The organism is Methylobacterium indicum, from assembly GCF_017347565.1.
Classification (GTDB): Bacteria; Pseudomonadota; Alphaproteobacteria; order Rhizobiales; family Beijerinckiaceae; genus Methylobacterium; species Methylobacterium indicum.
On record NZ_AP024145.1, the window covers coordinates 1,392,974 to 1,416,187 of the forward strand.

At 72.6% G+C, this 23,214-nt stretch carries 28 protein-coding genes, 1 tRNA gene and 1 riboswitch; of the genes, 13 read left to right on the forward strand and 16 right to left on the reverse strand.

Annotation, left to right across the window (positions count from 1 at the left end):
- The first annotated feature begins 41 nt into the window (after positions 1 to 41).
- Both miv_RS06435 and miv_RS06440 read left to right on the forward strand, forming a co-directional pair.
- Positions 42 to 1,418 (forward strand): ActS/PrrB/RegB family redox-sensitive histidine kinase, encoded by a 1,377-nt coding sequence (locus miv_RS06435; protein ID WP_048427177.1) that lies wholly within the window; start codon positions 42 to 44, stop codon positions 1,416 to 1,418.
- Positions 1,419 to 1,460: 42 nt separating this feature from the next.
- On the forward strand, positions 1,461 to 2,060 hold the full coding sequence (locus miv_RS06440; RefSeq protein ID WP_089504105.1) for an ActR/PrrA/RegA family redox response regulator transcription factor: 600 nt from the start codon (positions 1,461 to 1,463) through the stop codon (positions 2,058 to 2,060).
- A gap of 133 nt (positions 2,061 to 2,193) precedes the next feature.
- Here miv_RS06440 and miv_RS06445 read toward each other — a convergent pair whose 3' ends face one another.
- Together miv_RS06445 and miv_RS06450 are read right to left on the reverse strand one after the other, a co-directional pair.
- Positions 2,194 to 2,502, reverse strand: a complete 309-nt coding sequence (locus miv_RS06445) for an ETC complex I subunit (protein WP_048427179.1) — start codon at positions 2,500 to 2,502, stop codon at positions 2,194 to 2,196.
- A gap of 24 nt (positions 2,503 to 2,526) precedes the next feature.
- Positions 2,527 to 2,603 (reverse strand) — tRNA-Pro (locus miv_RS06450).
- Between the two features lie 162 nt (positions 2,604 to 2,765).
- Between miv_RS06450 and ruvA the strand changes: the two genes are divergently transcribed.
- Positions 2,766 to 3,392, forward strand: coding sequence for a Holliday junction branch migration protein RuvA (gene ruvA / locus miv_RS06455; RefSeq protein WP_048427180.1), 627 nt, complete (start codon positions 2,766 to 2,768; stop codon positions 3,390 to 3,392).
- A gap of 64 nt (positions 3,393 to 3,456) precedes the next feature.
- Here ruvA and miv_RS06460 read toward each other — a convergent pair whose 3' ends face one another.
- Both miv_RS06460 and miv_RS06465 read right to left on the reverse strand, forming a co-directional pair.
- Complete coding sequence (locus miv_RS06460) at positions 3,457 to 4,821, reverse strand: sensor histidine kinase (RefSeq protein ID WP_207181918.1); 1,365 nt, start codon at positions 4,819 to 4,821, stop codon at positions 3,457 to 3,459.
- A 16-nt stretch (positions 4,822 to 4,837) separates the two neighbouring features.
- On the reverse strand, positions 4,838 to 5,554 hold the full coding sequence (locus miv_RS06465; protein WP_048427182.1) for a response regulator: 717 nt from the start codon (positions 5,552 to 5,554) through the stop codon (positions 4,838 to 4,840).
- 298 nt (positions 5,555 to 5,852) lie between these two features.
- Here miv_RS06465 and miv_RS06470 point away from each other — a divergent pair, with 298 nt between their 5' ends.
- The 8 genes from miv_RS06470 (at position 5,853) to miv_RS06505 (ending at position 12,134) form a co-directional block, all read left to right on the forward strand.
- Positions 5,853 to 6,143 carry an accessory factor UbiK family protein gene (locus tag miv_RS06470; RefSeq protein WP_048427183.1) on the forward strand — a complete coding sequence of 97 codons (291 nt, stop codon included), beginning with the start codon at positions 5,853 to 5,855 and terminating at the stop codon, positions 6,141 to 6,143.
- Between the two features lie 310 nt (positions 6,144 to 6,453).
- Positions 6,454 to 6,957 (forward strand): type III secretion system chaperone family protein, encoded by a 504-nt coding sequence (locus miv_RS06475; RefSeq protein ID WP_048427184.1) that lies wholly within the window; start codon positions 6,454 to 6,456, stop codon positions 6,955 to 6,957.
- A 65-nt stretch (positions 6,958 to 7,022) separates the two neighbouring features.
- Complete coding sequence (gene proC / locus miv_RS06480; protein ID WP_244749033.1) at positions 7,023 to 7,790, forward strand: pyrroline-5-carboxylate reductase; 768 nt, start codon at positions 7,023 to 7,025, stop codon at positions 7,788 to 7,790.
- Positions 7,791 to 7,935: 145 nt separating this feature from the next.
- Positions 7,936 to 8,703, forward strand: a complete 768-nt coding sequence (locus miv_RS06485) for a hypothetical protein (RefSeq protein ID WP_048427186.1) — start codon at positions 7,936 to 7,938, stop codon at positions 8,701 to 8,703.
- A gap of 138 nt (positions 8,704 to 8,841) precedes the next feature.
- Positions 8,842 to 9,420 (forward strand): cytochrome b, encoded by a 579-nt coding sequence (locus tag miv_RS06490; RefSeq protein WP_207181920.1) that lies wholly within the window; start codon positions 8,842 to 8,844, stop codon positions 9,418 to 9,420.
- Positions 9,421 to 9,448: 28 nt separating this feature from the next.
- Positions 9,449 to 9,793 carry a DUF3088 domain-containing protein gene (locus miv_RS06495; protein WP_207181922.1) on the forward strand — a complete coding sequence of 115 codons (345 nt, stop codon included), beginning with the start codon at positions 9,449 to 9,451 and terminating at the stop codon, positions 9,791 to 9,793.
- A 266-nt stretch (positions 9,794 to 10,059) separates the two neighbouring features.
- Positions 10,060 to 11,580, forward strand: coding sequence for a PAS domain-containing protein (locus miv_RS06500; protein WP_207181924.1), 1,521 nt, complete (start codon positions 10,060 to 10,062; stop codon positions 11,578 to 11,580).
- A gap of 32 nt (positions 11,581 to 11,612) precedes the next feature.
- Positions 11,613 to 12,134: a GNAT family N-acetyltransferase gene (locus miv_RS06505; RefSeq protein ID WP_207181926.1), complete on the forward strand. Its 522-nt coding sequence runs from the start codon at positions 11,613 to 11,615 to the stop codon at positions 12,132 to 12,134.
- On the opposite strand, the gene miv_RS06510 is transcribed toward miv_RS06505, so the two are convergent.
- Positions 12,127 to 13,062 carry a LysR substrate-binding domain-containing protein gene (locus miv_RS06510; RefSeq protein ID WP_207181928.1) on the reverse strand — a complete coding sequence of 312 codons (936 nt, stop codon included), beginning with the start codon at positions 13,060 to 13,062 and terminating at the stop codon, positions 12,127 to 12,129. The genes miv_RS06505 and miv_RS06510 overlap by 8 nt on opposite strands.
- Positions 13,063 to 13,158: 96 nt before the next feature.
- Between miv_RS06510 and miv_RS06515 the strand changes: the two genes are divergently transcribed.
- Positions 13,159 to 14,424, forward strand: a complete 1,266-nt coding sequence (locus miv_RS06515; RefSeq protein ID WP_207181931.1) for a serine hydroxymethyltransferase — start codon at positions 13,159 to 13,161, stop codon at positions 14,422 to 14,424.
- Here miv_RS06515 and miv_RS06520 read toward each other — a convergent pair.
- The 4 genes from miv_RS06520 to miv_RS06535 all read right to left on the reverse strand — a co-directional run bounded on the left by miv_RS06520 (position 14,412) and on the right by miv_RS06535 (position 17,247).
- Positions 14,412 to 15,443 (reverse strand): 5-oxoprolinase subunit C family protein, encoded by a 1,032-nt coding sequence (locus tag miv_RS06520; RefSeq protein ID WP_207181933.1) that lies wholly within the window; start codon positions 15,441 to 15,443, stop codon positions 14,412 to 14,414. The two genes, miv_RS06515 and miv_RS06520, sit on opposite strands and share 13 nt — an antisense overlap.
- A complete protein-coding gene (locus tag miv_RS06525; RefSeq protein ID WP_048427194.1) occupies positions 15,440 to 16,162 on the reverse strand; it encodes a 5-oxoprolinase subunit B family protein in 723 nt (240 codons plus the stop codon). Before miv_RS06525 ends, miv_RS06520 begins: the two co-directional genes overlap by 4 nt.
- A 4-nt stretch (positions 16,163 to 16,166) precedes the next feature.
- Complete coding sequence (locus miv_RS06530) at positions 16,167 to 16,928, reverse strand: 5-oxoprolinase subunit PxpA (RefSeq protein ID WP_207181935.1); 762 nt, start codon at positions 16,926 to 16,928, stop codon at positions 16,167 to 16,169.
- 109 nt (positions 16,929 to 17,037) lie between these two features.
- Complete coding sequence (locus miv_RS06535) at positions 17,038 to 17,247, reverse strand: hypothetical protein (RefSeq protein WP_048427196.1); 210 nt, start codon at positions 17,245 to 17,247, stop codon at positions 17,038 to 17,040.
- Positions 17,248 to 18,002: 755 nt separating this feature from the next.
- On the opposite strand from miv_RS06535, the gene miv_RS06540 reads away from it, so the two are divergent.
- Positions 18,003 to 18,269, forward strand: coding sequence for a hypothetical protein (locus tag miv_RS06540; protein WP_207181937.1), 267 nt, complete (start codon positions 18,003 to 18,005; stop codon positions 18,267 to 18,269).
- Positions 18,270 to 18,282: 13 nt separating this feature from the next.
- Here the strand turns inward: miv_RS06540 and miv_RS06545 are convergent, their stop codons facing one another.
- The 7 genes from miv_RS06545 to miv_RS33685 form a co-directional block, all read right to left on the reverse strand.
- A complete protein-coding gene (locus tag miv_RS06545; RefSeq protein WP_244748899.1) occupies positions 18,283 to 19,047 on the reverse strand; it encodes a sulfite exporter TauE/SafE family protein in 765 nt (254 codons plus the stop codon).
- A 12-nt stretch (positions 19,048 to 19,059) separates the two neighbouring features.
- Complete coding sequence (locus miv_RS06550; RefSeq protein WP_048427200.1) at positions 19,060 to 19,266, reverse strand: hypothetical protein; 207 nt, start codon at positions 19,264 to 19,266, stop codon at positions 19,060 to 19,062.
- A gap of 141 nt (positions 19,267 to 19,407) precedes the next feature.
- On the reverse strand, positions 19,408 to 19,812 hold the full coding sequence (locus miv_RS06555; protein ID WP_207181938.1) for an ACT domain-containing protein: 405 nt from the start codon (positions 19,810 to 19,812) through the stop codon (positions 19,408 to 19,410).
- Complete coding sequence (locus tag miv_RS06560) at positions 19,809 to 20,246, reverse strand: acyl-CoA thioesterase (RefSeq protein WP_207181939.1); 438 nt, start codon at positions 20,244 to 20,246, stop codon at positions 19,809 to 19,811. The genes miv_RS06555 and miv_RS06560 overlap by 4 nt, the downstream gene beginning before the upstream one ends.
- A gap of 171 nt (positions 20,247 to 20,417) precedes the next feature.
- On the reverse strand, positions 20,418 to 21,245 hold the full coding sequence (locus miv_RS06565; protein WP_207181940.1) for an aldo/keto reductase: 828 nt from the start codon (positions 21,243 to 21,245) through the stop codon (positions 20,418 to 20,420).
- A 110-nt stretch (positions 21,246 to 21,355) separates the two neighbouring features.
- Positions 21,356 to 22,582, reverse strand: coding sequence for an ABC transporter substrate-binding protein (locus tag miv_RS06570; RefSeq protein WP_058617312.1), 1,227 nt, complete (start codon positions 22,580 to 22,582; stop codon positions 21,356 to 21,358).
- Positions 22,583 to 22,793: 211 nt separating this feature from the next.
- A riboswitch (cobalamin riboswitch) is annotated at positions 22,794 to 22,994 on the forward strand.
- Positions 22,979 to 23,101 (reverse strand): hypothetical protein, encoded by a 123-nt coding sequence (locus miv_RS33685; RefSeq protein WP_280529464.1) that lies wholly within the window; start codon positions 23,099 to 23,101, stop codon positions 22,979 to 22,981. Its footprint overlaps the riboswitch before it by 16 nt.
- Positions 23,102 to 23,214 lie beyond the last annotated feature (113 nt).

Sequence of the window (23,214 nt, forward strand, 5' to 3'; positions counted from 1 at the left end):
CCGCCCTGGGCGTTGGTCGGCGGCGCACTATCGTCTCGGCGATGTTCGACATCACGCAGACCGACCCCGTGCGGGACGCCCGCCACCTGCGCCTCGATACCCTGGTGCGGCTGCGCTGGCTCGCGGTGGCCGGCCAGGGCGCCGCGGTGGCCGGCGCCCATCTCGGCCTCGGCCTGCCCCTGCCGTTCGGCTGGTGCTTCCTCGTCATCGCGGCCTCGTCCTGGCTCAACCTGACGCTGCGCATCCGCTACCCGGCGAGCCACCGGCTCAGCGACGACGCGGCGGTGCTGCTGCTCGCCTTCGACATCGTCCAGCTCGCCGCGCTCCTGTTCCTCACCGGCGGGCTGCAGAACCCGTTCGCGCTCCTGTTCCTCGCCCCGGTGCTGATCTCCGCGACCGCGCTGCCTCCGGTCCACACCCTGGCGCTGGGGCTCCTCGCCGTCGGCCTGTCGACGATGCTCGCCCTCGTCTACCGGCCGCTGCCGTGGTTCGCCGGCGAGACGCTGGAGCTGCCGTTCCTGTACGTCTCCGGCGTCTGGACCGCGATCCTGCTCGGCACCGCCTTCACGGGGGTCTATGCCTGGCGGGTCGCCGAGGAGGCGCGCCAGCTCGCCCAGGCGCTGGCCGCGACCGAGCTGGTGCTCGCCCGCGAGCAGCACCTGTCGCAGCTCGACGGGCTGGCGGCGGCGGCCGCCCACGAGCTCGGCACGCCGCTCGCCACCATCACGGTGGTGGCCAAGGAACTCGACCGCCAGCTCGGCCCCTCGGCCTCCCCCAGCGTCGCCGAGGACCTGGCGCTGCTGCGCGACCAGGTCGAGCGCTGCCGCGGCATCCTCGCCAAGCTCACCTCCCTCGACGCCGACCAGGGCGGCTTCATCGAGACCATCACGCTCAGCCACCTCGTCGAGGAGCTGGTGGCGCCCCAGCGGGCGCTCGGCATCGTCCTCGACGTGACCACCAAGGGCGACGGCCCGGAGCCGGCCTGCCGGCGCAACCCGGGGGTGATGTTCGGCCTGGGCAACATCGTCGACAACGCGATCGACTTCGCCGAGAGCTGCGTGTCGATCGAGGCGCGCTGGAGCGCCGACCGGGTCACGCTGGAGATCCGCGACGACGGGCCGGGCTTCGCCCCGGAGGTGCTGCTGCGGGTCGGCGAGCCCTATGTCAGCACCCGCAGCGCGGCGAAGATCGGCACCGACGGGGGAACGGGGCTCGGCCTCGGCCTGTTCATCGCCAAGACGCTGATCGAGCGCTCCGGCGCGCAGCTCTCGCTCACCAACGCGGTCGATCCCTCGACCGGGGCGGTGGTGCGGATCGGTTGGGCACGTCACATTTTCGAGAGGGAGGCCAAAGGTCTCCGAAACCCGGGCCCGGGGGGCGCCGCACCCCTGACGCAGCCTCCCGGCGTTCCTATATAAAGTCCTGAACTTGCTGATTGAAAGTTGAAGGAGCGTCGGTTGATGACGCAGTACGGAACACTCAGCCCGGAGGCCGCGACCGGCACCATCCCGGAGGGCGACGCCCTCCTCAACCACGCCGACCGCAGCCTGCTGATCGTGGACGACGACAAGCCGTTCTCGACCCGCCTGGCCCGGGCCATGGAGGCGCGCGGCTACCGGGTCCACGTGGCCGAGAGCGTGGCCGAGGGCGTCTCGGCGGTCGACGCGCAGCCGCCGGCCTTCGCGGTGATCGACATGCGGCTCGCCGACGGCAACGGCCTCGACGTGATCGCCCGCCTGAAGGAGCGCCGGCCCGAGGCCCGCGGCGTGATCCTGACCGGCTACGGCAACATCGCCACCGCAGTGACGGCGGTGAAGCTCGGCGCCTTCGATTACCTCGCCAAGCCCGCAGACGCCGACGAGATCCACGGCACCCTGATGGCCGAGCCGGGCGAGCGGGCCGACCCGCCGGAGAACCCGATGTCGGCCGACCGGGTGCGCTGGGAGCACATCCAGCGGGTCTACGAACTGTGCGGCCGCAACGTCTCGGAGACGGCGCGGCGCCTCAACATGCACCGCCGCACGCTGCAGCGCATCCTGGCCAAGCGCGCCCCGCGCTGACGCGAATGGCGAGGGAAACGAGAAGAGCCCGGTGCCGCGAGGCGCCGGGCTCTTCTCGATTCATGGCACGGGACCCATCGGCGGCGATCGGACCGGAGGCGATTGCCCCGGCCGCGCCCGCATTACCCGTCCGTCAGTGCGTCCAGGGCATCGTGCGGTTGTACTTGAAGTTGTCCGAGTAGGAGAGGCCGCGGCGCAGGAGCTCCTGCGGCTCCTCGACCCGGTAGGCGATGCCCTCCCGGGTGGCGTAGGCGATCGCCTCGTCCTTGGTGTCGAACTCGAGCCGCACCTGCTGCAGCATGTCCGAGGACGACGTCCAGCCCATCAGCGGCTCGGTCTCGCGCGGGCTCGTCTGCTCGAACTCCAGCGTCCACTGCTTCGTCCGGGCGAGGCCGGACTGGGTCGGATCCTTGGCAGGGCGGAAGATGCGGGCGGTCGACATCGCGGGCTCTGATCCGTGGAGAGGTGGTCGGGGCGGCCGGATTCGAACCAGCGACCCTCTGGTCCCAAACCAGATGCGCTACCAGACTGCGCTACGCCCCGACGCGTGCACGTGTGCTCCCGGTTCCTAGTGAAAATCCCCCGGGGGCGCAAGCCGATGCAGAGGCTCCCGCGCGGCATCGCCCCGCCTTGTGACTCCGGTCCCGGCTCGCTAAGGCCCGGGACCCGGGCCCGCCTGTCGGCCCGCCGGAGACCGTGGCGGCGATGATCGGCAAGCTGAAGGGCGTCGTGGATTCCTACGGCGAGGATTTCGTGATCCTCGACGTGCACGGCGTCGGCTACGTGGTGCATTGCTCGGCCCGCACGCTGCAGCGCCTGCCCTCCACCGGCGAGGCGGCGGAGCTCGCGATCGAGACCCATGTGCGCGAGGACATGATCCGCCTCTACGGCTTCCGGGCCGATGCGGAGCGCGAGTGGTTCCGCCTGCTCCAGACCGTCCAGGGCGTCGGCACCCGGGTCGCCCTCGGCGTGCTCTCGGTGATGGAGCCGGGGGACCTCGCCACCGCCATCGCCACCGGCGACAAGGGCGCGGTCGCCCGCGCGCCCGGGGTCGGGCCGCGCCTCGCCGCCCGCCTCGTCGCGGAACTGAAGGACAAGGCCCCGGCCTTCTCGCCCGTCGATCCGGCCCTGATCCAGCTCACCGGGGCGGTGGAGGCCAACACGGCGCCCCAGCCGGTGGCCGATGCGATCTCGGCGCTGGTCAATCTCGGCTACGCCCAGGTCCAGGCCTCGGCGGCGGTGGCCGCGGCCCTCAAGAACGCCGGCGAGGGGGCGGCCCAGATGGAGGCCAAGACCCTGATCCGCCTGGGCTTGCGCGAACTGGCGCGCTGAGGCGCCGGGCCGCCGCCTGCCCTCGCGCGGCCTTTCTCAGACGGCTTCCCTCAGGCGGCCTCTCTCAGGCGGCTTGGCGCGACGGCGTGCCAGCGGCCCGCGGCAGTTCGAGGCGGACGCGCAGGCCCTGCGGCTGCCGGTTCTCGAGGCTGAACGTGCCGCCATGCGACTGGGCGATGGCGCTGGCGATCGACAGGCCGAGGCCGAAGCCGCCGGCCTCGTTGAGGGTGCGGGCGCGGTCGCCGCGCACGAAGGGCTGGAGCATCAGGGCGCGCTCCGCCTCCGGGATGCCCGGGCCCTCGTCCAGGATCTCGACGGCGACGCGGCCGGGTCCCGCTTCGACGAGGCGCACGGTGGCGCCGCCGGCATACTTGACCGCGTTGTCGATCAGGTTGGTCAGCGCCCGCTGCAATTCGCCGGAGGAGCCGCGCACCAGGGCCGGCCGGAGATCCTCGGCCTGCACCTCCTCGGCCCGCACCGCCTCGCCGATATCGGCAAAGCCGTCGCAGACCGTCTGCACCACCGAGCCGAGATCGATGAGGCCGAGGCCCTCCCGGGACTGGCCGTCGCGCACGAAGGACAGGGCCGCCTCGACGAGGGCGTTCATCTGGTCGAGGTCGCGCAGGAACTGCCGGCGCAGGACCTCGTCCTCCAGGAATTCCGCTCGCAGGCGCAGGCGCGTGATTGGGGTGCGCAGGTCGTGGCTGATCGCCGCCAGCATGTGGGTGCGGTCGTCGATGAGGCGCAGCACCCGGTCGCGCATCCGGCCGAGCGCGCGGGACACCGCCAGCACCTCCTCGGGGCCGTGCTGGGGCAGCGGCCGGGCCTCGGTGGCGGTGCCGAAGGCCTCCGCGGCCTCGGCGAGGCGGGCGAGCGGCGCGGTGAGCGCCCGCGTCGCCCAGATCGACAGCAGGGTGAGCGAGAGCGCGAGGAAGACCAGGGTGATCAGCACCGCGCTCGTCAGCGGCGGGTGCGGCAGCGGCAGGGGCGGCAGGTCGGCGGAGAGCTGCAGGCCGGCCGGCCCGGCGATGCGCAGGTGCAGGGAGCCGCCCGGCATGTGCTCGGCCGAGACGCCGTAGCCCGATCCCAGGGCCGCCCGCAGCCCGGTGATCTCCGGTACCTCGGCGCTGGCGGCCGGGGGGGCGTTCGGCTCGTCCGCGGGCAGCAGGGTCAGGTGCAGGGCCGAGGCGCTGCGGCGGGCCGCCGCCACCACGTCGGTCCGGTCCTCCGCCGGAGCCGCCGCCACCATGTGGACGACGGTGACGAGGCGGTTGGCCAGCGCGTTCGGCCGCTCGTCGGAGCGGCGCAGCTCGGGGCGCAGCAGCAGGAAGGCGACCGTGACGACGACGTGGGTCACCACGATCGCGGCCACCACCAGGAGGGCGAGCTGCCCGGCGATGCGGCCCGGCACGGGCCCCCACCGCCTCATGCCGGCGCCCGCGGGATCATGTCGAGACCACCTCGGGGGTGAACAGGTAGCCGCCGGAGCGGATGGTCTTGATCATCTCGGGGTTGCGCGGGTCGCGCTCGATCTTCTGGCGGATGCGGCTCACCAGCACGTCGATGCTGCGCTCGAACGGCCCGGGGGCGCGGCCCTGCGTCAGGTCGAGGAGCTGGTCGCGGGAGAGCACCCGGCCCGGCCGCAGGCACATGGCGTGCAGGAGGTCGAACTCGGCGCCGGTGAGGGCGACCTGCGCGCCCTCCGGGTTGAGGAGCTGGCGCAGGCCCGCATCGAGGACGAAGCCCCCGAAGGCGTGGCGGCGCACGCCCTCGTCGTCGCGCCCCGGCGCGGCCGCGCCCCGGCGCAGGATGGCGCGGATGCGCGCCAGCAGCTCGCGCGGGTTGAAGGGTTTCGCCAGGTAGTCGTCGGCCCCGATCTCGAGCCCGACGATGCGGTCGATCTCCTCGCTCTTCGCGGTGAGCATCAGGATCGGGATGCCGGAGGCGGCGCGCAGGCGCCGGCAGATCGACAGCCCGTCCTCCCCCGGCAGCATCAGGTCGAGCACGACGAGGTCGACGCGGGAATCGGCCATCAGCCGATCCATCTCGCGGCCGTCGCCGGCGATGGAGACGCGGCAATCGTTGCCGCGGAGATAGCGGGCGACCAGCGTGCTGATCTCGCGATCGTCCTCGACGATCAGGATGTGCGGTGTCGTGCTCACGGGAACGCCTTATGCCGCAGTCCGGCTTTTGCTTGAAGCCATCGAAGTGCATCCGTGTGTTGCTGGCCGCCCCCGGCGATACCGTCGCGAGACACCCCGGCCGGCACGCGCCAGGGCGCGACACCACCGCGCAGGCGGCGACGGTCCCTGCCGCGGTGCCGCCGCGCCTCCGCGATGGTGCCGCATTCCCGGGCGAGGACGAAGCGCGAACGCGCATTTCTCGGCCGTCCGGGGCCCCTTTTTTCCAGGAAATGCACTAGTGCTGGGCGCCGGACCCGCCCTGACAGGAATTTTTCCGATGCAGCAGAACCGCCTGTTCGACGACTTCGCCCGCCTGATGACCGACGCGGCCGGCGCCGCCCAGGGCGTGCGCCGCGAGGCCGAGACCGTGGTCAAGGCGCAGATCGAGCGCATGCTGCGGGACATGGACGTCGCCACCCGCGAGGAGGTCGAGGTTCTGCGCGATCTCGTCGCCTCCCTGCGCGCCCAGAACGAGGCGCTGACCGCCCGCGTCGCGGCGCTGGAGGCCAAGCCGGCGGAAACCAAGCCGGCCGCCAAGGCCGCCGGTGCCGGCACGGCGACCGCCTGACGCCCGGGCCGCTGCCACAGGACCGTGCAACAGGCGCCGGATGCCCGGCGCTTGTGCACAGGAAGCTTCGGTGGATAGCCGGCGGCCTGCCGCCGGCCCCGCGGGTTTCCGCTTTGAGTCCCTCGACTCGCCCGGGCTATAGTGGGTCACGCACTGATTCGCCGTCGCCCAGGGGGACAACAAGTCGGCGCTTAAGCTTATCGCCTGCACGTCCTGACCGTGCTCGGGTCGCGATCTGCCTTGATGACGACACCCGCCGCGTCCGCTGACGCAGCTGTATCCCGCTCGGACGAGCCAAACTTGGATCGCCATGACCCAGCTCACCATCGACGACCTGACCCGCGCCGAGCACCCGCTCGATGTCGTCGAGCGCCTCGCTTCCCTCCGGGACTGGATCTTCGATCGCGCTGAGACCGACGAGATGTCGGTGGCGGTGGCCGGACGATGGGCCGAGTACCACGTCGCCTTCACCTGGATCGAGGACGTCGAGGCGCTGCACATCGCCTCCGCCTTCGACCTCAAGGTGCCGGACCGGCGCCGCAACGAGGTGCTGCGCCTCGTCTCGCTCGTCAACGAGCAGCTCTGGGTCGGGCATTTCGACCTCTGGAACAGCGAGCACGTGGTGATGTTCCGCCACTCGCTGGTGCTCACCGGCGGCGCCGAGCCGACGCACGGCCAGTGCGAATCGATCCTGAAGACCGCGGTCGAGGCCTGCGAGCGCTACTTCCAGGCGTTCCAGTTCGTGATCTGGGCCGGCAAGACCGCCCGCGAGGCCCTGGACGCCGTGCTGTTCGAGACCGAGGGCGAGGCGTGAGCCGGGACGGCACCGGGTCCGGGGCCGCGCTGCCGGCCTCCCTGATCCTCGTCGGGGCCGGCAAGATGGGCGGCGCCCTGCTCGAGGGCTGGCTCGCCGACGGGCTGCCCGGCGCCCGCGCCGCCGTGATCGATCCCAACCCCGCCCCCGCCATGGTGGCGTTGTGCGAGCGCCACAGCGTCGCGCTCAACCCGGCCGAGCCGGGCGAGCCCGAAGCCCTGGTGCTGGCGATCAAGCCGCAGGGGCTCGACGCCGCGGCGGCGGCCGTCTCGGCGCTCGCCGGGCCCGGCACCCTCGTGGTCTCGGTGCTGGCCGGCAAGACGATCGCCAACCTCCGGGACCGCCTGCCGCGGGCCCGCGCGGTGGTACGGGCGATGCCGAACCTGCCCGCGAGCATCCGCCGCGGCGCGACCGGCGCCGCCGCCTCGCCGGAGACGAGCGAGGCCCAGCGCCGCACCGCGCACGCGCTCCTGTCGGGCGTCGGCCTCGTCGAGTGGCTGGACAGCGAGGACCTGATCGACGCCGTGACGGCGGTCTCGGGCTCGGGTCCGGCCTACGTCTTCCTCCTCGCCGAAGCGCTGGCGGCGGCCGGCATCGCCGCCGGGCTGCCCGCGGAGGTGGCGGACCGCCTCGCCCGCCAGACCGTGGCGGGAGCGGGCGAGCTCCTCGGGCAGAGCGCCGAGGCCCCGGCGACCCTGCGCCAGAACGTGACCTCGCCGGGCGGCACCACCGCGGCGGCCCTCGGGGTGCTGATGGCCGGGGACGGCCTGGAACCGCTGATGCGCGACGCGGTGGCGGCCGCCAAGGCCCGGGCCGAGGAGCTGGCGGGCTGAACGCCCGCCGCACCCTCCCTCGGGCGCGTCGCCGCGGGCCCCTGCCCGATGGGCGGTGCGGCCCCTAGATAGAGGGTGACGGCGGCGGACCCGGCTCCGACGGCAGGTGCGCGCGCCCGTCGGCCCACGGTATCGGAGCGTCCCCATGGCCCGCAATCCCAAGACGACCGGCGAGCACGATGGCGCCGGCGACACGCCGCACGCCACCCGCCTGCCGCCGCGGGAGGCGATCGTCGAGGCGCTGATGCGCCTTGCCGCCGAGCAGCCCTGGAACGACATCGAGATCGGCGACATCGCCCGCGAGGCCGGGGTGACCCTGGCCGAGTTCCGCGAGTGCTATCCCTCGAAGGGTGCGGTGCTCGGCGGCTTCGCCCGCATGATCGACAAGCAGGTGCTCGACGGCGCGAGCGACGACCTCGACGACGAGCCGACCCGCGAGCGGCTGTTCGACGTGCTGATGCGCCGCCTCGACGCGATGGACCCCTACAAGCCGGCGCTCCGCCGCATCGTCTTCGCGCTGCGCGGCGACCCGCTGTCGCTCGCCGCCCTCAACCAGGTGGCCCTGAACTCGCAGCGCTTCATGCTGGCCTCGGCCGGCATCAGCACCGAGGGACCGCTCGGCCGCCTCAAGCTCCAGGGGGTCGTCATCGCCTTCGCCCGGGTGACGGAGGTGTGGCTCGAGGACGAGGATCCGGCGCTGGCCCGCACCATGGCGGCCCTCGACCGCGAGATCCGCAACGGCGAGCGCTTCATGGAGCGGGCCGAGGACGTGCGCCGCCTGACCGCGCCGTTCCGGGCGCTGGCCCAGTCCCTCGCCGAGGGCGGCCGCCGCCGTCGCCGGCGCGGCCGGGACGACGAGCGCAACGAGGACGAGGGCAATCCCCTCGGCGGCGATCCGGCGGCGGCGATCTGACGCCGGGTGATCGGGGGCATCGCGCGTCTCGCCTGGGGACTTTCGAGACATTCCAGGGTGACCGTGGGTCGCCCGCGGGCTAGCCTGACGGGGTGACCGCCGCATATCCGCGGCGGCGTTCCCCGAGGACTTGTCCGGATGCTCGACCCGTTCCCCCGCGCGCCGGCGACGATCGCCCGCGTCGAGCAGCCGCGCTACACCGCCGTCGCGCAGGCCCTGCACTGGTTCACCGCCCTCCTCGTTCTGGCGGTGCTGCCGCTCGCCTGGGTGGCGACGAGCCTGCCGGCGAGCCCGACGAAGGGATTCGTCTTCCAGCTGCACAAGTCGGTCGGCATCACGATCTTCGCCATCGTCGCCCTGCGCATCCTGTGGCGGGCCTGGCACCCGGCCCCGCGAGAGGTCTTCGTGCCGCCGGCCCTGGCCCTGCTCGGCCGGATCAACCACTGGCTGCTCTACCTCGTGTTCCTGCTGATGCCGCTGAGCGGCTTCGTGCTGTCGGCCGCCGCCGGCAACACCACGCAGTACTTCTTCCTGTTCCCGATCCCGCCCTTCATGGAGAAGAACAAGGCGGTGGCCGATCTCGCCGACCAGATCCATCTCGCCGGCCAGTACGCGGTCTACCTCCTGGTGTCGCTGCACGTGCTCGCCACCGCCTGGCACCTGATCGTGCGCCGCGACGCCCTCCTCGACCGGATGCTGCCGCGCCAGGACGTCTGACGACCGGGACCAGGGAGGAGGCGCCGGGATGCGCGATCACCTCTACCTGCTCGAACCCGATTTCACCGACCCGGCCCTGCCGGGCCGGCGCTTCTATTGCTGGCACTGCGCCCTGATCGAGGGGGTGCTGGCGGGCTTCCCCGACCTCGCGCGGCGGCTCGACGTGACGCGCCTGCCCTGGCCGCGGCCCCGGGAAGCCCTCGTCGCGCGCCTCGGCGCGGCGCACCAGGCGCTGCCCGTGCTGGTGCTCGCCCCCGACGCCCCGGATGCCCTCGCCACCGGCCGCCACGGAGCCGTGCGCTTCATCGACGACAAGGACGCGATCCTGCACGCCCTGCATGTGCGGCACGGATTTCCGGAGGCGCATCCGTGAGCCTCGGGCCACCGTTCGCGAGCGATGGGCATGGACCGGGTCGCGGTCTGTCCGAAGCCTCACGCGACGGGATGTCGTCCGGTGATCTGCCGTCGTGACACCGGCGACCGGGTGTAATTTGCACAATCCCATCGCATACGATTGAACCAAACGCGTTGGATGCGCGTTTTTGCAGCGATCAGGAGCGTTGCGCCGAACTGGACGGTTGCTCATGAGATGATGGCAGGCGTGCACCCTCCGACGGGCGCACAAGGGACGATCGACGCGTGACCGACCGCCGCGAAGAGAACCGCATCGCCGCCGAGCTGACCCGGGTCGGCGCGAGCACCGATCCGTTCGCCGCGGCCGTGCGGGCGACGCGGATGCCGATGCTCGTCACCGACCCGCACCAGGCCGACAACCCGATCGTCTTCGTCAACGACGCCTTCTCGAAGCTCACCGGCTACACCAGGGACGAGATCCTCGGCCGCAACTGCCGCTTCCTGCAGGGTCCCGAGACCAACCGGGACGACGTGGCCAAGGTGCGCGACGCGATCGAGCGCCGGGTCTCGATCGAGATCGACCTCCAGAACTACAAGAAATCGGGCGAGACGTTCTGGAACCGCCTGCTCGTCTCGCCGGTCTTCGACGACGAGGGCCAGCTGACCTACTACTTCGCCTCGCAGTTCGACGTGACGCTGGAGCGCGAGCGGCTGGTGCGCCTGCAGCGCGACCGCGATGCCCTGGAGCAGCAGATCGAGCGGCGCTCGCAGGCCCTGCGGCGCAGCGAGGAGCGGCTGCACTTCATCCTCAAGGCCTCGCGGCTGGGCTCCTGGACCCTCGACCTCGACGGCATGCGGCTGGTGGCCTCCGACAGCTGCAAGCGCAACGTCGGCCGCGAGCCGAGCGACCCGTTCACCTTCGAGGATCTGATCGACGCGATCCTGCCCGAGGACCGCGAGCGGATGCAGGCGGCGGTCCGCGAGTCGATCGAGAACCGGAGCGACTACGACATCGAGTACCGGATCCGCACGCCGGCCGGCGAGGTGCGCTGGCTCCAGATCCGCGGCCAGCCCTTCTACGACGCCGACGGCCAGCCGCTGAGCATGGCGGGCGTCACCCTCGACGTGACCGAGCGCAAGCGCGGCGAGGAGCACCGGGCGCTGCTGGCCGAGGAGCTGAACCACCGGGTCAAGAATTCCCTGGCGACCATCCAGTCGATCGCCAACCAGACCCTGACCCACGCTACGTCGCTGCCCGAGGCGCGGCTCGCCTTCAACGCGCGCCTGCAATCGCTCTCGGCCGCCCACGACGTGCTCACTCGCGAGAGCTGGGAGGGCGCGACGCTGGCCGAGATCGTCGAGGAATCCCTACGCCCGTTCCGCACCGGCCAGGGGACACGGTTCAAGACCGGCGGTCCGCCCGTCCGCCTGCCGCCGCGGCTAGCCCTGGCCTTCGTGATGGCCCTGCACGAGCTGGCGACCAATGCGGTGAAGTACGGCGCGCTCTCGAACGCGCAGGGCCGGGTGATCCTCAACTGGGACATCGTCGACGGCTCGAATCCGGGCCGGCTGTGGCTGCGCTGGGAAGAGATCGGCGGTCCGCCGGTCGTGGAGCCGGCCCGCCGCGGTTTCGGCTCGCGGATGATCGAGCGGGTGCTGGCCGCCGAACTCGGCGGCACGGCGGAGGTGGAGTACCGCCCGCGCGGCGTGGTGGCGACCGTGGAGGCGCCCCTGCCGGCCATGGGCAAAACGCAAGACCGGGCGACCGACCGCGACCTGAACCGGACCGCCTGCCCCCCGCCCTGACGGGCGAGGCCGCCATGGTCTAGAAGCGGGGCATGACGAACGACACGGTCACCCTCGCGCCTGCGCATCCCGACGACCTTCCGGCCTTCAAGCGGGAATTGCAGGAAGCCTTCGCGATCGCCGTCGTCGCGGAGTTCGGAGCGCTGCCGGACGGCCCGATCCCCTCCGACGACGACCTCGACGCCACGTTCGTGCATCCGGGCGCCGTGGTGCTGCGCATCCGCCACGAGGGCCGGGCGGTCGGCGGCGCCGTGGTGACGATCGACGGCGAGACGTACCGCAACACGCTCGACCTCTTCTTCGTCTCGCCCGGCGCGCATGGACGCGGCCTGGGGCGCCGGGCCTGGTTCGCGATCGAGCGGCTGTTTCCACAGACGCGGGTCTGGGAGACGCACACGCCGTATTTCGAGAAGCGGAACATCCACTTCTACGTCAACGTCTGCGGCTTCCGGATCGTCGAGTTCTTCAGCGCCCATCACCCGGACCCGCACGGGCCCGGGCAGGACGATCTGCCCGGCGACGGCGAGGCGTTCCGGTTCGAGAAGGTCATGTGACCGGCGGGCCGTCGCGCCGTCCGGGCTCCCCTCCCTCGCTCAACCAGCGGATCACCGGAGCGAGCCGCATCCCCTCCCCGCCCTCCGGCACGATCAGCCGCAGCGGCGGCCCCGCCACCGCCCGGTCGCCGAACGGCGCGACGAGGCGTCCGCGGCCCAGCGCGTCGGCGACGAGGGCCCTGTGGCCGATGAGGACGCCGCTGCCGGCGAACGCCGCGTCGAGGGCGAGGCTGTAGAGCGAGAACGCCGCCTCCCGGGCCGGCCGCAATGCCCCTGCGCCATGGGCGGCGAGCCAGCGCGGCCAGTCCGCGCGCCAGACCGAATCGTGCAGCAGCGTCGCCCCGGCCAGATCGCCCGGGTGGCGCAGGCCCGCCGCCAGGGCCGGCGTGCAGACCGGAAACAGGTCGTCGCGGGCGAGCACCACGGAGGTGCACCCGGCGGGCGCCGCGTCGCCGACATAGAGCCCGAGATCGACGAGGTCGCGGGCATAGTCCGGCTGCTCGTCCCGGGTCAGGATGGTCACGTCGAGGTCGAAGGCCGCCTGCAGGTCGGGGAGCCGGGGCGCGAGCCAGAGCTGCGCGATGCAGGGCAGCGCGGCGATCGTCAGGCTGCGCGGCCGGCCGACCGCCCGCATCGCCCGCACCGCCCCGTTGAGGGCGTCGAAGGCCGCGCTGAGGGACGGGAGCACGTCGAGGCCCTCCGGCGTGAGGACCAGGCCGTTGGCCAGGCGATGGAAGAGCGGCCGGCCGAGCCAGGCCTCCAGCCCCTTCACCTGGGTGCCGATCGCCGCGGGCGTGACGTGAAGCTCCTTCGCCGCCCCGACATAACCGCCGTGCCGCGCCGCCGCCTCGAAGGCGCGCAGCGCGTTGAGGGAGGGAGGCGAGGGTCGACCGCCCTGGTCCATCGCGAGGCCTTCGCTCCAGGCCAAGAAAATCTTGGCCTCAGCCCAAGCTTATCCCGTTTGCGAGCCGTCCCCGCAACCCCGACAGTCGGGACCAGACGGACACCCCGCGGGATCCCGACCATGCGCCTCCTCCATGACGGCTATTTCGACCAGGGCCTCGACGCCGACCCGGAACTCGCCGCCTCGATCCGGGGCGAGCTCGCCCGGCAGCGGGACGGGATCGAGCTGATCGCCTCGGAAAACATCGTCTCGCGGCTGGTGCTGGAGGCGCAGGGCTCGGTCCTCACCAACAAGACCGTCGAGGGGCTGGCCTATGCCCGCTATTACGGCGGCGCCGAGCATGCCGACGCCATCGAGGCCCTGGCGGTGGAGCGGGCGACGCGGCTCTTCGGCTGCCGCTTCGCCAACGTGCAGCCCCATTCGGGCTCGAACGCCAATGCGGGCGTCTTCCTCGGGCTGCTCAAGCTCGGCGACACCATCCTGTCGATGGGCGTCGAGGCCGGCGGCCATATCAGCCACGGCCACCCGGCCACCCTGACCGGGCGCGACTACACCATCGTCCGCTACGGCGTGGCGCGCGACAGCGAGCGGGTGGAGCTGGACGCGGTCGCGGCGCTCGCCCGCGAGCACCGGCCGAAGATGATCGTCGCCGGCGGCTCGGCCTATGCCCGGGCCTTCGATTTCGCGGGCTTGAGGGCCATCGCCGACGAGGTCGGGGCACTCCTGATGGTCGACATGGCGCATTTCGCCGGCCTCGTCGCCACCGGGCTCTACCCGCACCCCTTCCCGCACGCCCACATCGTGACCTCGACCACCTACAAGTCCCTGCGCGGGGCCCGGGGCGGGCTGGTTCTGTGGAACGACCCCGCGCTGTCGGACCGGATCAACCATGGGATCTTCCCGGGCGTGCAGGGCTCGGTGATGATGCACGCCGTCGCCGCCAAGGCGGCCTGCTTCGGCGAGGCCCTGCGGCCCGAGTTCCGGGCCTACAACCGGGCGGTCCTCGACAACGCCCGGGCGCTCGCCGAGAGCGTCGCGGCATCCGGGATGCGCCTCGTCGCCGGCGGCACCGATTGCGGTCTGATGCTGGTCGACCTCTCGCCCCAGGGCGTGACCGGGGACGTCGCCGCCAAGGCGCTGGAGGCCGCGGGGCTCGCGGTCAACAAGAACCAGATCCCGTTCGACTCCCGCCCGCCCGAGGCGCCCTCGGGCCTGCGCCTGTCCTCGAATGCCGGCACGGCGCGGGGCTTCGGCGCGCAGGAGTTCCGGCAGGTCGGCCGCTGGATCGCCCGGGTGGTGGCAGCACCCCACGACGCGGCCGGGCTGGCGGCGATCCGGGAGGAGGTGCTGGCGCTCTGCCGAAGGTTTCCGATCTACGGCGCGTGAGCGCCGGCCCCGTCCACGACCCCGCCGATCAGGTTGCGCCCGAGCAGGAACTCGGCGCTGAAATCGGTGCGGATCAAGGGCTCCATCGCCACCGGCCCGGCGAGCGCCTGCGCCTCGCCGCGGCGCGCCGCCACCGCCTCGGCGCGGTCGACGGCGCGGAAGCGGATCCGCGTGCCGCCCTGGGCTTGCGCGAGGCGGCCGAGATCGGGACCGATCACGGTCGCGATCTTCGGGTAGCCGCCGGTGGACTGGCGGTCGGCCATCAAGACGATCGGCCAGCCCTCCCCCGGCACCTGGATCGCCCCCATGGCGATGCCGTCCGAGACGATGTTGTAGCCCTTGGCGTGGGTGAGCGGCGTCCCGTCGAGGAAGCAGGCCATCCGGTCGCCCTTGGTGGTCACCGTCCAGGGCCCGGCCAGGAAGGCGGCGATCTGGTCGTTCGAGAAGAAATCGTCCTGGGGGCCGAGCACCACCCGGATCTCCTCCGGCGGCCGGTCGAGCCAGGGGGCGACCAGGGCGTGGGGATCGGACGGGCCCGGGCGGGCATCCTCCACCGCGAGCCGGTCGCCGGCCCGCAGGGCCCGGCCGTCGAGGCCGCCGAAGCCGGAGCGGGTATGGGTGGCGGTGGAGCCGAGGGTCGGCGCGAGGTCGAACCGGCCGGCGACGGCGAGATACGCCCAGGCCCCGGCGCGACCGGCCCGGATGACGAGGGTCTGGCCCGCATGGAGCGTCAGCGCGCAGGCCGGCGGCAGGGGCGCGCCGTCGAGGGCGAGCCGGAAGGCGCCGCCCGCGACCGCGATCCCGAGCGGTCCGCCCTCCGCCGTCACCTCGACGCCGCCGAGGGAGACTTCGAGGGCGGTGGCCCCGAGCGGGTTGCCGAGCGCCCGGTTGGCGGTGGCGTGGGCGAGCGGGTCCATCGGCCCGGCGGCGGTGATGCCGTAGCGCAGGTAGCCGTGTCGGCCGCCATCCTGGAGCGTCACCCCGGGCCCGGCCGACAGGATGCTGAGACGCGGAGTCATGCGGCCTCCCGGCGCTGGGCGACGATCTCGCCCGCGGCGGCGCGGCTTTCGAGATCCGCGAAGGTGGCGGCGTCGATCGCCTCGAACCGGAGCGTGTCGCCGACGGCGACCGGGAACGGCTCGGGCCGCTGCGGCGCGTAGAGCCGCTCGGGCGTGCGGCCGATCACGTACCAGCCGGTCGGCATCGGGAAGGTGCCGACCGCCGCGAGCCCGCCGCCGATCAGGAGGGCGTTGGCCGGATGCGGCGGCCGCGGGGTGGCGCGGCGCGACACCGCCAGATCTTTCGGCAGCCCGCCCAGATAGGCGAAGCCCGGGGCGAAACCGTACATGTAGACCCGGTACTCGGCCCCCGCGTGCAAAGCGGCGACGCGCTCGACCGTGAGCCCCGTCGCCTGCGCCACCGCGCCGATATCCTCGGCGCAGGCCGGATCGTAGCAGCAGGGCAGAATCCAGAGGGCGGCGCCGGGCCGGGCTGCGGCAGGCCCGGCGGCGAGTGCCGTCACCCGCGCGGCGAGGTCGTCGCGATCGAGGACCAGGGGATCGTAGTGGATCATCAGCGAGCGGTAAGTCGGCACCGTCTCGCGCAGGCCCGGCGGGGGGTCGGCGCGCAGCGCGTCGTCGAGGGCGAGCACCCGGTCGTGGATCGCCGGGTCGACGGTGGTGCCGAACTCCGCCACCAGGGCGGCCTCGCCGGCATCCAGGAGGCGGGGGCTCTCCATCGGATCAGGCCCGGAACGGGGCGAGGCGGACGCCCGCGGCTTCCAGCCGGGCGCGCACGGCGCGGGCGGTGGCCACCGCATGGGCGGAATCGCCGTGGACGCAGACCGAGCGGATCGGCGTCGGCAGGCGCCGGCCGCTCGCCGCGATGATCGCCCCCTCCTGCACCATGGCGAGCACACGGTCGGCGGCCTCGGCCTCGTCGGTGATCAGGGCGCCGGGCTGGCCGCGGGGGATCAGGAACCCGGCCTCGGTGTAGCCGCGGTCGGCGAAGATCTCCTGGTGTACGTCGAGCCCCTGTGCCTCGCCGGCCGCGACTTGCGCGGTGAGCGCGATGGCGAGCAGCGACAGCGACGGATCGACGGTCTTGACCGCACGCGCGATGGCGTCCGCCACCGGGCGCTCGACCGCGGCCAGGTTGGCGAGGGCCCCGTGCGCCTTGACGTAGGTGAGGCGGTGGCCGGCATAGGCCGCCAGCCCGGCCGCGGCGCCGACCTGGTAGGCGACGAGCCGCTCGACCTCGCCGGGGGTGAAGGGCAGGACCCGGCGGCCGAAGCCCCACCGATCCGGGTAGCCCGGATGGGCGCCGACCGCGACGCCGCGCTCGCGGGCGATGGCGAAGGTGCGGGCCATGATCTCGGGATCGCCCGCATGCAGGCCGCAGGCGACGTTGGCCGAGGTCACCACCTCGAGCATCGCCGCATCGTCGCCGCAGCGATAATCGCCAAAACCCTCGCCGAGGTCCGAGTTGAGGTCGATGGACAGCATGGCGGGCCTCCGGGCGGACGGTTGCGGCCCCTGTTCCTGGCACCGCGCCCACGCCCCTGCAACCCGCGGGCCGCGCCGGCCCGGGTTGTTCCCCGCGCGTTCGGCGCCGTCAGAGCGTGAGGGCGGTCACCGACAGTTCCAGCGCGTTCCGCGCCAGCCAAAAAACGCCCCAGCCGATCAGGCCGAACCAGACCAGGACCAGCGGGACGCCGACCATCAGCGTCAGCACCATGGCGGCGCGGCGCAGCCTGGCCTCGAATGACGCGCCGCGGGCTGCCAGCTGTCCCGCAACGGAGGCATTCGTCTCGAACTGGATCATCGGTGTCGGTCCTGGAGAAGTCTTGGAGCCAGGGTGGCAAGCGGTGGGCCCGAACGAATCGCCGCCTGCCACTGAATTGCGCGCGATATAGAATAGGCGGTACGGGTTGGGCAGGGTATGGTTAATGCCAAGTTTAGGACCTAATGCCGCACTTTGTGTGGAAGTGAAACAGCCATCCGGGCTCGGGCAAACGAATTCGTAACCCTCGCGGCGTGGACGGCATCGTCGTGTCTCGCTACCTTTTCCGGACACGGTCAGGTTGCGAACGATCGTGCTCAGCCGCAGCGGCGTGGATCCGCCGTGCAACCGAAGCGACCCGGTGGGCTCAGGTCCGCCGGCCCGGAGGTGCGATCATGCGTGACGGGATGCGCCGCCCCATCGGGCTCGCCCTGCTGCTCGGCCTCCTGTGCGGAGCGCCGGCCTGGGCTCAGGAGCGGGCTCAGGTCCAGCCCGGCTCCCGTCCATGGAGCGATCCACCGGCGAAGCCCGCCGAGGCGTCGTCCGCTCCCCAGACGTCCGGGCCCGCCGCGGAGCCGCATCTCGCCGCCCGACCCCGCGGCGTCGCCAAGTCTCGGAACCGGACCGCAGCATCGACGACGACGAAGTCCCGGAACATCGCCAAGCTCCGGAACAACTCCAAATTCCAGAACAACTTCAGGTCTCGCATCGCTGCGGACCAGCGCCGCCCCGCCGGATCGACGCGGACCGGAGAGAGCGCGGCGCGGACCGCCCTGCCCCGCAGGATCGAGCGTGCCGTGACCGCACCGCGCAGGGCCGAGGCGCGGGTCGCGGCCCGGCCGGGGCGCCCCGTCGTCGAGAGGCTGCCGGCCCGGATCGGCGCGGTGCGGTATGTCCCGCCGCCGGACCTGCGGGAGCCCACCGATCTCTGGATCGATGCCAGGGCCGACCGGATCCGTCGCGCCCGGGACGGCGGCTACCTGGTGATGCGCCGCACGACGATCGAGGACGCGACCGGACGGCGGATGCAGGTCCTGCGTCCCCTCGACGACGAGGACGAGTAGACCCCGCCCTCCGTCACAGCCACGGCCGCAGGGCGAGGTGGGTGCCGAGCAGCAGCAGGCCGATGAGGAAGGCCCGCCGGAAGGTCGGCGCCGAGACCCGGCCGCGCAGCCACTGCCCGGCCGCCATGCCGAGGAGCGCCGGCGCCAGGGTGACGAGGGACGCCGCACCGGCGGCGAGCGGCAGCGCGCCCTCCCGGGCGAGCCCGGCGGCGAGCGCCACGGTCGAGACCGTGAAGGAGAGGCCGAGCGCCTGGATCAGCCCGTCCCGGTCGAGGTTCAGCGCCTGGAGGTAGGGCACCGCCGGGATCACGAAGACCCCGGTCGCCCCGGTGACGAGGCCGGTGGCGAGGCCGACGAGGGGCGACAGCCAGGGCTCGGCCCGGGGCGGCACCCGGAGCGACAGGCCGGCGAGCCCGGTGACCGCGTAGGCGACGAGGGCGATGCCGAGCGCGCTCGCCGGCCCCGGACCGCGCGCCCCGGCGATCAGCCCGGCGCTCGCCACGGTGCCGACGGCGATGGCCGCCATCATCGGCCAGAGCCGCCGCAGCAGGCCGCCGAACCGCGGACCGGCGAGAAGCTGCCAGATGTTGGTGACGAAGGACGGCACGATCAGCAGCGCCGCGGCCTGAGCCGGGGCCATCACGGTGGCGAGCAGCCCCACCGCCACCGTCGGCAGGCCGAGGCCGATCACGCCCTTGACGAAACCGGCCAGCAGGAAGGTGGCGAGGATCACCGCCCAGCCGAGCGGGCCGGCGCTGCCGGCGAGAAAATCGGTCACGGCGGGGTCCGGTCAGTCGCGGCCGATCAGGTCCTGGAGCATCGATTCCTGGCTCGGCCCCGGCGGGGCGGCGATCTCCGGCTGCCCGGGCCGCGGCGCGACCGAGGCATCGACCGGATGCCCTTCGAGGAGGAGGCCGGCGGCGAGGATCGCCAGGGCGAGGGCGACGAGCCCGAGCGGCCCCGGGCCGCCGGAACTGAGCGGGATGCGCGGTGGCATGGGTGGCGTCCTCCGGTTGCGACACCCTGAGCTTGGGCGGCGGAGGAGGGGGTAACAAGCCGTAAGGGACGAACGTTGCCTTCGTGCGGGCCGGAGGCCCGGGCGGGCCGGAGGCCCGAGTAGGCCGGCCCGGGCCCGGCGTCAGGGCGTGGAAGGTCCGGCGAGGTCCCGCAGCAGGACCATCGCCTCCTCCACCCGCGCGGCCGGCACGAAGAGGTGATCGTGATGGAAGGCCGAGACCGCGTTGACGGCGAGGCCGGCCGCCGCGAGGCGCGCCGTCACGGCAGCGAGGAATCCGACGGCCGACAGGGAGGAATGGACCGCCAGCGTGATCCACCCGCACGGGAAGGCGCCGGCGAGCCCGGCCCGCGTCGCCTCGTCCTCGGGCAGGATCAGGGTCGTGCCCTCGGCCTCGCGAAAGCTCATCACGGGGGCGAGTCCCGCCGGCACCGCGCCGTCCCGCAGGGTGACGAAGACGTAGGTGCCGGGCCGCCGCTCCGGCCGCATCCCGGCGAGGAGCCGCGCGAGGTCGGCCTCGCCGCTCATATCGCGAGCGGGCCGAGCACCCGGCGCAGGTCCGCCGGCAGGGGCACCGGGCGCTGCGTCGCCCGGTCGACGTAGACGTGGACGAAGTGTCCCTGGGCCGCGGCCTCCTCCTCGTCCTCGCGGAACAGCCCGACCTCGTAGCGCACGCTCGACGTGCCGAGATGCGCCACCCGGATCCCCGCGGTCACCCGGTCGGGAAACGCCATCGAGCGGAAATAGCGGCAGCCGGTCTCGACCACGAGGCCGATCACCGCGCTTTTCGCGATGTCCAGGGCGCCCTCGGCGATCAGCACGCTGTTCACCGCCGTGTCGAAGAACGCGTAATAGACCACGTTGTTGACGTGGCCGTAGACGTCGTTGTCGGCCCAGCGGGTGGTGATCGGCACGAAGCGCCGGTAGGCGGCGCGGGTCTCGGGGGGCGTGCGGCCGCTCACGGGCTGTCTCTCGGTCACGATCGGAATGGCCGAGCCTAAGCAGATTTCGCCGAAGTGGACACCGGTTCGGCGGCAAAAATCTGCGACACAACAAGAATCGGAGCGGGCGAAGCGTTGGCCTGCCGACGCAAGTCTGCTTGGGCCGGCCCGGCGCCGCCGATCAAGGTCGCATCACGCACCGAACGTCTCCGGGTCCGGCCCCATCCGCCCCGCCGGGTCGTCGAGGGCCGTGATCCGCGCGAGGTCGTCGGCGTCGAGGGTGAATCCCGCGACGTCGCGGTTCTCGCGGATGCGGGCGGGCGTCGCGGATTTCGGGATCGCGACGTTGCCGATGTCGAGCTGCCAGCGCAGGACGACCTGGGCCGGGGTGCGGCCGTGCTTCTCGGCGATCGCCCGGATCGCCGGATCGTCCAGCACCCCGCCGCGGCCGAGCGGGGCCCAGGCCTCGGTGACGATCCCGGCCTCGGCATGGAAGGCGCGCAGGGCGGTCTGCTGGAAGCGCGGATGCAGCTCGACCTGGTTGATCGCCGGGGTCGAGCCGGAGGCGTCGATGACGCGCTCGAGGTGCTCGACCGTGAAGTTCGAGACGCCGATCGAGCGGGCGCGGCCATCCTCGCGCAGGCGCATCAGGGCGCGCCAGGTGTCGAGATAGGCGCCGCGCTGCGGCACCGGCCAGTGCACGAGGTAGAGATCGACGTGGTCGAGGCCGAGGCGGGCGAGCGAATCCTCGCAGGCCCGCAGGGTCTCGTCGTAGCCGTGGCGGTCGTTCCAGACCTTGGTGGCGACGAAGATGTCTTCCCGGTTCAACCCGGAGGCCGCGATGGCGCGGCCGACCCCGGCCTCGTTGCCGTAGACCGCCGCGGTGTCGATCGAGCGGTAGCCGGCCTCCAGCGCCGCCCCGACGATCGCCGGCGCCTCCTCGTTCTCGAGCCGCCACACCCCGAAGCCGAGCTGGGGGATGCGCTTCCCGTCGTTCAGGGTCAGGACGGCGTCGGACATGGGAACACTCTCGGCGGGGCCTAACAGGGGCTCGCGCCCCTGCAGGGGTGCGAGCCCCTGATCTGGGTCGGGGCCCGCCGAAGTCGAGCCGGAGGCCTGGCGCGTCCCGCCTACTTCACCAGCGGGCAGCCGCCGTCGGCCATCGGCCGGAAGGCCTGGTCGCCCGGCACGGTGTCGAGGAGCTTGTAGTAGTCGTACGGACCCTTGCTCTCGGCCGGGCTCTTCACCTCGTACAGGAAGACGTCGTGCACGGCGCGGCCGTCCTGGCGAACCGTGACGGTGCCGAAGAGCGGATCGGTGATCGGCTTCTCGCGCATCGCCGCCACGACCTTCTCGCCCTCGATCGTGCCGGTGTCGCGCACCGCCCGGAGGTAGGCCAGGGTCGAGGAATAGACGCCGGCATGGTTCTCGGTCGGCATCCGGCCGTTCATCCGCTCGGCGAAGCGCTTGGCGAAGGCGCGGGTGCCGTCGGTGCGGTCCCAGTAGAAGGCGCTGGCGAGCTGGAGCCCCTGCGCCGCCTTGAGGCCCAGCGCATGGGTGTCGGAGAGCTGCACGAACAGCGCGGCGAGCCGCATCTGCGGCATCACGCCGAACTCCGCCGCCTGCTTGACGGCGTTGATCATGTCGGCGCCGGTATCGGCGAGCGCCAGCACCTGCGCGCCCGAGCCCTGGGCCGAGAGCAGCGGCGAGGCGAAGTCGCCGGCATTGAGCGGGTGCTTGCTCGAGCCCTTCACGGTCCCGCCGGCGGCCTTGAGCGCCACGGTCGCGTCGCGCTCCAGCGCGTGGCCGAGCGCGTAATCGACGGTGACGAAGTACCACGACTTGCCGCCGCGCGCGGCGATGGCCCGCGCGGTGGCGGAGCCCTGCGCCCAGGTGTCGGAGACCCATTGCACGGTGGTCGGCGCGCAGGCCTTGCCGGTGAGGTCGGAGGTCAGCGCGCTGGAGGCCAGCGCCACCCGGTGCCGCTCGCGCATCAGGTTCGAGACCGCCAGCGCCACCGCCGAGTTCGGCAGGTCGACGATGGTCGAGACGCCCTCCTGGTCGAGCCAGCGCCGGGCGGTGGCCAGCCCGATATCGGGCTTGTTCTGGTGATCGGCCGAGACGACCTCGACCTTCAGCTCGCCGGCCTCCTTCGAAAAATCTTCGACGGCGAGCTGCGCCGCCGTGACCGAGCCGGTACCGGCCTGGTCGGCGAAGGGCCCGCTCATGTCGCTGAGCACGCCGATCTTGATCGGCGCCTTGGCGTCCTGCGCCAGGGCGGAGGTGCCCGCGGAGGTGCCCAGAGCCAGCGACAGGGCGAGGCCGGCGAGACCGGCGGCCCGAGAGCGGAACGACATCGAGGGATCCTCCCAGGGAGTTTCTTGTCAGAGCTTATTCGCGGCCCGCGCGGGCCGTTCGGGCTTCTGTATGTCAGGGGTGCGGGGCGGCGTCGATGCGGGATCGCGCGGCGTGGTTGAGAAAGCTGAGGGGTGCATCGGCAGGGTCCGTCGCGCCGTTCGCGTTCGCATCTCGCGGGGTCGGAGACGGTTGCTCCTTCGTTGCCGAATGGCTAAGCTCGCCGCCGACGGTTCCCTCCGGGGATCAAAAGGGAACGCGGTGAGGGCTCGCCCGAGGCCGCGGCTGCCCCCGCAACTGTAAGCGGCGAGCTTTCCATCACGAACGTCACTGGGAACCAGCAACGGTCCCTGGGAAGACGATGGACGGCGAGGACCCGTGAGCCAGGAGACCTGCCGTCAGCCGTGGTCACACGCGAGCACGTCGGGCGGGGTGTCCCGATGGGTGTCGAGGCGCAGGCGAAGAGCCTGCGTCGCGCCGTCGTTCGCGGTGACGTGCCACAGCCGCGTCACGTCCCGCATGTCCTCCGCCCTCCTTCCGTCACCCGCCGGTTCGGTGCACGGCCCGCGTGCCGTCCCATTACGGCGGCGGCGCGGAAGGACGAAATGTGACTATATAACGTTACATTTTCGAT

Bases quoted from the DNA above. Each gene is read 5' to 3' on its own strand.
- miv_RS06435 (WP_048427177.1), top strand. From the start codon at position 42: ATGTTCGACATCACGCAGACCGACCCCGTGCGGGACGCCCGCCACCTG.
- miv_RS06440 (WP_089504105.1), top strand. From the start codon at position 1,461: ATGACGCAGTACGGAACACTCAGCCCGGAGGCCGCGACCGGCACCATC.
- miv_RS06445 (WP_048427179.1), bottom strand. From the start codon at position 2,502: ATGTCGACCGCCCGCATCTTCCGCCCTGCCAAGGATCCGACCCAGTCC.
- ruvA (WP_048427180.1), top strand. From the start codon at position 2,766: ATGATCGGCAAGCTGAAGGGCGTCGTGGATTCCTACGGCGAGGATTTC.
- miv_RS06460 (WP_207181918.1), bottom strand. From the start codon at position 4,821: ATGAGGCGGTGGGGGCCCGTGCCGGGCCGCATCGCCGGGCAGCTCGCC.
- miv_RS06470 (WP_048427183.1), top strand. From the start codon at position 5,853: ATGCAGCAGAACCGCCTGTTCGACGACTTCGCCCGCCTGATGACCGAC.
- miv_RS06475 (WP_048427184.1), top strand. From the start codon at position 6,454: ATGACCCAGCTCACCATCGACGACCTGACCCGCGCCGAGCACCCGCTC.
- proC (WP_244749033.1), top strand. From the start codon at position 7,023: ATGGGCGGCGCCCTGCTCGAGGGCTGGCTCGCCGACGGGCTGCCCGGC.
- miv_RS06485 (WP_048427186.1), top strand. From the start codon at position 7,936: ATGGCCCGCAATCCCAAGACGACCGGCGAGCACGATGGCGCCGGCGAC.
- miv_RS06490 (WP_207181920.1), top strand. From the start codon at position 8,842: ATGCTCGACCCGTTCCCCCGCGCGCCGGCGACGATCGCCCGCGTCGAG.
- miv_RS06495 (WP_207181922.1), top strand. From the start codon at position 9,449: ATGCGCGATCACCTCTACCTGCTCGAACCCGATTTCACCGACCCGGCC.
- miv_RS06505 (WP_207181926.1), top strand. From the start codon at position 11,613: ATGACGAACGACACGGTCACCCTCGCGCCTGCGCATCCCGACGACCTT.
- miv_RS06515 (WP_207181931.1), top strand. From the start codon at position 13,159: ATGCGCCTCCTCCATGACGGCTATTTCGACCAGGGCCTCGACGCCGAC.
- miv_RS06520 (WP_207181933.1), bottom strand. From the start codon at position 15,443: ATGACTCCGCGTCTCAGCATCCTGTCGGCCGGGCCCGGGGTGACGCTC.
- miv_RS06525 (WP_048427194.1), bottom strand. From the start codon at position 16,162: ATGGAGAGCCCCCGCCTCCTGGATGCCGGCGAGGCCGCCCTGGTGGCG.
- miv_RS06530 (WP_207181935.1), bottom strand. From the start codon at position 16,928: ATGCTGTCCATCGACCTCAACTCGGACCTCGGCGAGGGTTTTGGCGAT.
- miv_RS06535 (WP_048427196.1), bottom strand. From the start codon at position 17,247: ATGATCCAGTTCGAGACGAATGCCTCCGTTGCGGGACAGCTGGCAGCC.
- miv_RS06550 (WP_048427200.1), bottom strand. From the start codon at position 19,266: ATGCCACCGCGCATCCCGCTCAGTTCCGGCGGCCCGGGGCCGCTCGGG.
- miv_RS06555 (WP_207181938.1), bottom strand. From the start codon at position 19,812: ATGAGCGGCGAGGCCGACCTCGCGCGGCTCCTCGCCGGGATGCGGCCG.
- miv_RS06565 (WP_207181940.1), bottom strand. From the start codon at position 21,245: ATGTCCGACGCCGTCCTGACCCTGAACGACGGGAAGCGCATCCCCCAG.
- miv_RS06570 (WP_058617312.1), bottom strand. From the start codon at position 22,582: ATGTCGTTCCGCTCTCGGGCCGCCGGTCTCGCCGGCCTCGCCCTGTCG.
- miv_RS33685 (WP_280529464.1), bottom strand. From the start codon at position 23,101: ATGCGGGACGTGACGCGGCTGTGGCACGTCACCGCGAACGACGGCGCG.